General features: G+C 71.9%; 6 protein-coding genes. All 6 read right to left on the bottom strand.

Annotation, left to right across the window (positions count from 1 at the left end; genetic code table 11):
- Window positions 1-1570, bottom strand: a 1570-nt coding sequence (locus tag G6045_RS38490; protein ID WP_165336891.1) for a penicillin-binding transpeptidase domain-containing protein, incomplete at its 3' end; no start/stop codon positions are given.
- A 28-nt stretch (window positions 1571-1598) separates the two neighbouring features.
- Window positions 1599-2897, bottom strand: a complete 1299-nt coding sequence (locus tag G6045_RS38485; RefSeq protein ID WP_165336894.1) for an FtsW/RodA/SpoVE family cell cycle protein — start codon at window positions 2895-2897, stop codon at window positions 1599-1601.
- A 189-nt stretch (window positions 2898-3086) separates the two neighbouring features.
- Window positions 3087-3467, bottom strand: coding sequence for an SH3 domain-containing protein (locus tag G6045_RS38480; protein ID WP_165336890.1), 381 nt, complete (start codon window positions 3465-3467; stop codon window positions 3087-3089).
- A 120-nt stretch (window positions 3468-3587) separates the two neighbouring features.
- Window positions 3588-4838 (bottom strand): HAMP domain-containing sensor histidine kinase, encoded by a 1251-nt coding sequence (locus G6045_RS38475; protein ID WP_328708063.1) that lies wholly within the window; start codon window positions 4836-4838, stop codon window positions 3588-3590.
- Complete coding sequence (locus G6045_RS38470) at window positions 4835-5560, bottom strand: hypothetical protein (protein ID WP_165336889.1); 726 nt, start codon at window positions 5558-5560, stop codon at window positions 4835-4837. Before G6045_RS38470 ends, G6045_RS38475 begins: the two co-directional genes overlap by 4 nt.
- Window positions 5561-5622: 62 nt before the next feature.
- Window positions 5623-6236 (bottom strand): class F sortase (locus G6045_RS38465; RefSeq protein ID WP_408056418.1); only part of this gene is annotated, 614 nt, incomplete at its 5' end.

The following is a 6236-nucleotide window of genomic DNA, read 5'->3' as shown; positions in this document are numbered from 1 at the left end:
CCTCCTGCCGCTGCGGCCACTCCTCCTGCTGCCCCGGCCCCTCCTGCTGTCCCGGCCACTCCTGACGGCCCGGCTCCGGCCACCCCTCCCGCTGACCCGGCTCCGACTGCCCCGCCCGCGCCAGCCCCGCCTCCATCACCGCGCGGGCGATGGGCGCCGCGATGCCGCCGCCGCTGATGTCGTCGCGTACCGCCGAGGCGTCCTCCACCACCACGGCCACGGCCACCGCCGGGGTCGCGGAATCGGCGGGCTGTGCCCAGGAGATGAACCAGGCGTACGGGAGGCCCGTGTTGCCGTAGCCGTGCTGGGCCGTACCCGTCTTGCCGCCGACCACCGCGCCCGGGATGGCCGCGTTGCGGCCCGTGCCCTTCTCGACCACCTCGACCATCAACTCCCGCAGCACCGAGGCCGTCGCGGGGTTGAAGGCCTGGCGCAGCGAGCGCGGCTGGGGGAGCGAGACGGTGTCGCCGGAGGAGTCCGTCGTGCGGTCGACCAGGTACGGGGCCTTGAGGTCGCCGCCGGACGCGACCGCCGAGGCGACCATCGCCATCTGCAGCGGGGTGGCCGTGGTGTCGTACTGCCCGATCGAGGACAGCGCCAGCTGCGGCTGGTCCATCGACGTGTCGAAGTTGCTGGTCGCCACGGGCGAAGGGATGCGCAGCCCACGGGTGTTGAAGCCGAAGCGCTGCGCCGTCCCCGCCATCGCCCCGAGCCCCACGTCGACGCCGAGACGGGCGAACACCGTGTTGCAGGACCAGGTGAAGGCATGGCGCAGGGAGGCGTTCTCGCAGCCCTTGACCTCGTTGCCGAGCGCGGTGGACGTGCCGGGCAGCCGATAGGGGTCGGGCGAATCCGTCGGCGCGTCCACATCCGTGATCACGCCCGAGTCCAGGGCCGCGGCCGCCGTCACCACCTTGAACGCCGAACCCGGCGGATACGTCTGCCGGATCGCCCGGTTCAGCATCGGCTTGCTCGCGGCCGCGTTCAGCCGGGACCAGTTCCTCGCGGCGCTCACGTCGTTGCCCGACAGAAGTCCCGGATCGTACGAGGGAGTCGAGACCAGCGCCAGGATCTTGCCGGTGGACGGCTCTACCGCCGCGACCGCCCCCTGTCTGCCGCCGAGCCCGTCGAACGCCGCCCGCTGCATCGCCGGCACGATCGTGGTGTGCACCCGCCCGCCCGGCTGCAGCTCCCGGGTGAGGTCCCCCCACAGCGGAAGCGGCGCGAGCAGGGGCGAGGTGCCGGCGAGGACGCGGTCCTCGGAGTTCTCCAGGAAGGTCGATCCGTACACCTGCGAGGCGTAGCCGGTCACCGGCGCGTACAACGGGCCGTTCTTGTACGTGCGTTCATAGCGGAGCTGCTCGCCCGTGTCCTTCGACCCCGTGACCGGCCGCCCGTCGACATAGATGTCGCCGCGCGGCTGGCTGTAACGCGCGATGGCCTGGCGGCGGTTGGCCGGATTGTCGTCGTACGTCGCGGACTGGACGAGCTGGATACGCGCCGCGTTGAGCAGCAGCAGCGCCGTGAGCAGCAGACAGAAAGCCGCCGCCCAGCGGATCTGGCGGGTCACTCGGATCCCTCCCGACGGATCTGACGGGTCACTCCGATCCCTCCTCCGGACGTCTGCGCGCCGAATCGCTCAGCCGGATCAGGAGCGCCACCATGATCCAGTTGGTCACCACGGACGAACCGCCCTGCGCGAGAAAGGGCATCGCCATACCGGTCAGCGGGATCAGGCCCATCACCCCGCCCGCGATCACGAACACCTGGAGCGCGAGGATCGACGCGAGCCCCACCGCGAGCAGCCGTCCGAACGCGTCCCGCAGCGCGAGCCCCGCCCGGTAACCGCGCGCCACCAGCACCCCGTACAGCACGAAGACGGCGGAAAGGCCGACGAGCCCCAGCTCCTCGCCGGCCGTCGCCAGGATGAAGTCGGACTTGGCCGCGAAGCCGATCAGAATCGACTCGCCCTTGCCGAGCCCGGTGCCGAGCATCCCGCCGGCCGCGAACGCGAAGAGGGACTGGGCGAGTTGGTTGGGCCCCTCGCCCGACTCGATGGAGGCGAGCGGATGCAGCCAGTCGGCCACGCGGGTGTGCACATGGGGTTCGAAACGCGCGGCCGCGTACGCCCCCGCGCCCCCGAGCAGCAGCCCGACCGCGAGCCATCCCTTACGCCCCGTGGCCACGAACAGCAGGATCACGAAGAGCCCGAAGAACAGCAGCGAGGTGCCCAGGTCCCGTTCCACCACGAGCACCGCGACGCTCACCAGCCAGATCGCCACGACAGGACCGAGCACCCGCCCCGTCGGCAGCCGCATCCACAGCACCCGCCGGCCCGCGTACGCGAGCGCGCTGCGGTTCGCCGCCAGATACGCCGCGAAGAACACGGCGAGCAGAACCTTCGCGAACTCGCCCGGCTGCAGCGACAGACCGGCGATCCGCACCCAGAGCCGCGCCCCGTTCACCGGCGGGAAGAAGATCGGCACCGCGAGCAGCGCGAGGGCGGCAAGGCCCGAGAGATACGCGTAACGCTGCAGGTCCCGGTGGTCCTTGAGCGCGAGCACGACCACGATGAAGAGCCCCACCCCGACCGTGGACCACACCAGTTGGGTCAGCGCGGCCTGGTCGTGCGGGGTCTCCTGGTCGAGGCGGTAGATCAGCACGAGCCCGAGCCCGTTGAGCAGCACCGCGGTCGGCAGCAGCAGCGGATCGGCGTACGGCGCGCGCAGCCGCACCGAGATATGCGCGAGCAGCGCGAGCACGCCGAGCCCGGCCCCGTAACCGGCCGCGCCCGGCGGGACCACACCGTGCCGGGCGAGGCCGACGGAGACGTAACCGCAGACGCTCAGGCCCACGGCGAGGAAGAGCAGCGCCAGTTCGACCCCGCGCCGGCGCATCGGCCCGGCCCCGGTGACGGCGGCGTCCTGCGGGTCGGTGAGCCCCGCGAGGTCCTTCAGGTCCTTGAAGTCCGCCGTCGATCCGGTCATGCGCGGACGGTAGCAATGCGTGGCGGTGATATCCGGCTTTATCAGGGCGTTTTTGTCATACGAGGGTGAGTCGGGGGACGCCCGGCGTCAGGTGGGCGCTCAGCACCAGCGCGGCGCGGGCCCGATGTTGTCGATGTAGTACGCCGCACCCCAGGCCCAGGTCCCGTCGGTGAGCTGGTACCAGCGGTCGTTGCCCTGGATGTTCTCGCCGCGCGTCTTGCAGAAGATGTGCACGATCGCGCCGTACGGCTCGGTCCGGACGATCCGGCTGCCGCGGGTCGGGGAGTCGCGCAGGATCAGCCCGTTGCGGGCGCTGATCCGGCCCGTGTAGCTCGGCGGCGGGTTGTTGCCGGGGTCCCCGGGCGCCGCCCGGACGGTGGGCTGCGGCTGTGCGGACGACGGGACCGCGGCCCCGGCCACGCAGAGTGCGCCGAGCGAGACGGATATGCCCACACGGAGGGCGGTGGACCGGAGCGACATGAGGGCCTCCTCGAAGGGGCGAACGAACCGGTGTGATCACGCTAGGAGCGGACCCGGGAGTACGCAAAACGGACTCAGGACCCGCTGCGAGGCGGGCTCAGGGCTCGCGGCAAAGCGGACTCAGGCCCCTTCGCCCTCCTCGTACGGCAGCGTCAGCCGTGCCACCGCCCCACCGTCCGGATCGTTCGTGAACCTCAACTGCGCACCCAGGACCCGTGCCTGGCCCACCGCGATGGTCAGGCCGAGCCCATGTCCCTTGGCGCCGCCCTCGGTACGGAACCGCTGCGGCCCGTGCTCCACCAGATAGTCCGGGTAGCCGTCACCGTGGTCCCGTACGGAGACCACCGGGCCGTCGACGGTCACGAGGACCGGAGGGCGGCCGTGCTTATGGGCGTTGGCGATCAGATTGCCGAGCACCCGCTCCAGGCGCCGCCGGTCGGTCTCGATCCGCACGTTGCGTACGACCTCGACCCGTGTGTCCGTACCCTGCGCGGCCCGCGCCACCAGCGGCCCCAACTCATGGGTGTCCAGGTCGACTTCCTCGCGCCGCGAATCGAGGCGCGAGATCTCCAGGAGATCCTCGGTGAGCGTGCGCATCGTCTGCACCCGCTCGCGCACCATCTCGGCGGGACGCCCCGGCGGCAGCAGCTCGGCCGCCGCGTGCAGCCCGGTCAGCGGGGTGCGCAGCTCATGCGCGACATCGGCGGTGAACCGCTGCTCGCTCTCCAGCTTGCCCTGCAGTGAGGCGGCCATGGTGTCCAACGCCCCCGCCACGGTGGCCACTTCGTCCGGGGCGCGGTCGGGATCCTTCGTACGGGGGTCGTTGACCCGCGCGTCCAGATCGCCGGCGCTGATCCGGCGCGCGACCGTGGCCGTCTGATGCAGCCGTCGCGTCACGCGGGTCACGCCGAACGCGCCCACCAGGAGCGTCGCCCCGATCGCCAGGACCGAGGAGACGGCGATCGCCCGGTCCAGGCCCTCGATGGTCCGCGCGCCCTGCGAGTAGTCGATGCCCGCGGCCACGACCTGGCCGTCGTCCGCCGGACCCGCCGCCCACATCATGGGCCGCCCGTCGTACTCGGCGACCATGGTGCCGCGCCTGCCCTGGAGGGCGAGGTCGCGCAGCGAGCCGGGCAGGTCCGCCAGGTCGATCCCGGAGTCGGGCGGAAGCCGGTCGCCGGCTTCGTACAAACGGGTGACGTCCTGCAGCTTGGTGAGCGCCTTCTCGCGCGCGTTGCCGACGGTCTGGCCGGTGACAGCGACATGCACGAAGGCGCCGAGCATCGCGGCCAGCGCACAGCACATGACCGTGATGAAGACCGCGGCCTTCCAGGTCAGGGACGCGGTCCAGGAGGGGAGGCGGGGTTTCACGGGGTGGCCGCCGCGGAGGGGGAGGCTGCCGGGGGCGGTGCGCTCGCCCCGGTTGCCTCCACGATCTCCATCCGCTTCGGGAGCATCGACCGCGCCGACCCGTCCCAGGACCACACATCCCGGAACTCGTACCCGGCGAACTGGGCCGGCGAGCGCAGGATCAGATCCCGTCCGGCCAGCTCCGCGCTGATCACCGGCTGGGTGGTCGACATGATCCGTACGAGACGGCCTTCGTCCTGTGTGTACGCGCGGATGCCGATCCCGTACGCGTCCCGGTCGCCCAGATCGATCCCGACGATCAGCTCGTCCTTCCCGCTGCCGGTCAGGTCCCGGTAGTACGCGGTCATCACCGGGCAGCCCTTGTCCCCGGCCTTCCCCTCGCAGTCGAGGATCTTCGTACGGATCTCGGCGGGCATCGCGTCCTGCCCGGTCGCCTCGTCCGGGTGGGCCCGCACCTCCGCCTGCACCACGGCGAGCGCGTTCACCCGGTGCAGATCGCCGTCCGGCACCTTGATTCCCGGTACGACCTCGGGCTTGACGTCCCCGAGATCGTCCTGGGTATCGCTCCGCGCGGGCGGCAGCTCGGGCCACAGTCGCGCCGGGCCCACCGCGCTCGGGGTCGCGCCCGCGCTCTTGAGCCCGCCCGCGCTGCCGCAGCCCACCGCGGTCGCGGCGAGCAGGGCGACGGCGGGCAGCACGAGAGCGGCGGAACGGGGCTTCACATCGGCACTCCGGGTCGGCGGTCACCGCACCTGGCCGTCGGTCGCAGCTCCGTCGGTCGCTGCTACTGCACCAGGTCGGCGTAGAGAATGATGTTGTCCGTGCGGTGGCCGTCCTTCAGGCCGCCGCCACAGGTGAGGAGCCGCAGCTCGGCGCGGTTCGTCTCTCCGTACACCTTATGGGTGGGGAAGTCGCTCTTGTTCACCTGCTCGATCTCGCGGACCTTGAAGCGCGCCGTGGTGCCGTCCGCGCGGGGGACGTCGACGGCGTCGCCGACCTTGATGTCCTTGACGTTCTTCATCAGCGCCGGGCCCTTGGCGGTGTCGTAGTGCGCGACCAGGACGGCCGCGCCCTTCTCGCCGGGCGTCGGCCCGTCCTGCCACCAGCCCGGCAGCTCCGCCTTGTCGGCCGGCGGCACCTTCAGCTCGCCGCTCGCGTCCGTGCTCAGGTCGAGCATCGACGTGGCGTCGACGCCGGCCGAGGGGATCCGCAGTCCGGTCGGCCTGGACTGCTTCAGCGGCTGCGGGGCCTGCGCGGCCTGGGTGGTCGCGGTGTTGCCGACCTTCACGTCCGGGCCGGGCTGCGCGCCCTGGCCGCAGGCCAGCAGGCCGGCGCCGAGCGAGACGGTCAGGACGGACGCGGCGGCTATGCGGGTGCTGCGGCGGGGGAGGGTGGGGG

Source organism: Streptomyces mesophilus (genome assembly GCF_011044995.1).
Taxonomy (GTDB): Bacteria; Actinomycetota; Actinomycetes; order Streptomycetales; family Streptomycetaceae; genus Streptomyces; species Streptomyces mesophilus.
The sequence above is the reverse complement of the archived record's forward strand: the minus strand, read 5'-3'. Positions and strand labels throughout refer to the sequence as shown.

Excerpts from the sequence above, each read along its gene's own strand:
- G6045_RS38480 (WP_165336890.1), bottom strand. The coding sequence starts at position 3,467 with ATGTCGCTCCGGTCCACCGCCCTCCGTGTGGGCATATCCGTCTCGCTC.
- G6045_RS38485 (WP_165336894.1), bottom strand. The coding sequence starts at position 2,897 with ATGCGCCGGCGCGGGGTCGAACTGGCGCTGCTCTTCCTCGCCGTGGGC.